Source organism: Herbiconiux daphne, from assembly GCF_024979295.1.
GTDB lineage: Bacteria > Actinomycetota > Actinomycetes > Actinomycetales > Microbacteriaceae > Herbiconiux > Herbiconiux daphnes.
In genome coordinates this window covers 1-962 of the sequence record NZ_JANLCJ010000190.1, presented here as the reverse complement: position 1 = coordinate 962, position 962 = coordinate 1, and the positions used below count along the sequence as shown (strand labels likewise).

The 962-nt window shown below is 51.6% G+C and carries 1 protein-coding gene; it reads left to right on the top strand.

Annotated features, from left to right (window positions below):
- The coding region (locus tag N1032_RS28355; RefSeq protein ID WP_310795987.1) for a YadA C-terminal domain-containing protein at nt 1-817 on the top strand (817 nt) is incomplete at its 5' end.
- Nucleotides 818-962: the final 145 nt, after the last annotated feature.

The window sequence follows — 962 nt, the reverse complement described above, 5'->3', positions numbered from 1 at the left end:
GGTAAACAATGAAGTAAACGCAGAAAACAACAGCACCGATAAAGGCGCTACTAACACCACTCAAACCAGCAGTACTAATGCCAGTGGTACTACTACAACTACCACTACTAACGGGGTTACTACTACGGTTGTTACGCCTCCAGCGTATACCGCACCAGTACCGCCAAAACCAGCAGCACAGGCAGCACCTAAGACCCCGGCAACCCCGGCTACAGTTGGTGCAATCCCTAAACCTACGTTACAGGTAGTGGGTGTGAACAAAACCCCGGCTAACCCTGTACCGCAGCCAGTAGCACAGGCTAAACCAGCGACCACAGCAGCGCCTGTAGCACAGCCAGCACCTAAGCCAGCGGCTACTACTCCTGCCCCGGTTAAACAGCCTGTAGCGGCTCCGGTTGTGGCTTATGCTCCACTGGCTCAGACACAACAGGCATTTAATCAGGTGGCACAGCAGCAAACCGCCACTAACCAGCAGGTTAGCCGCAACAGTGCAACCATTGCAAACCATGAGCAGCGCCTTAACACGCTGGAAACTCAGACTAACAGCCAGTTTAAGAAACTGAAAGACGATGTAGACCAGAACCGCAAACGCGCTAGCGTAGGTGTAGCGGGTGTGGCGGCTATGGCGAACATCCCACAAGTAACAGATAGTCAAACCTTTAGCGTAGGTGCTGGCGCTGGTACTTATGACGGACAGCAAGCCTTAGCAGTGGGCTTTAGTGCTCGAATCAATGAGCACGTAATCACCAAAGCAGCGGTTAGCGCTGGTACTTTCGGTGGGGCTTCCGTGGGTGTGGGTGTTTCCTACGGTTGGTAATCCTTAGTAAGTGTGTGTAAGTCAAGGGGCGCTAGTTATGGCCCCCTTTTTACGGGGTTTTATCATGGTTGCATTCTGGTTTTATGCTCTACTCGCTTTAGTTTTTTATATTGGCTGGCTCACTCGCAAAATCTTTGTTAAGTGC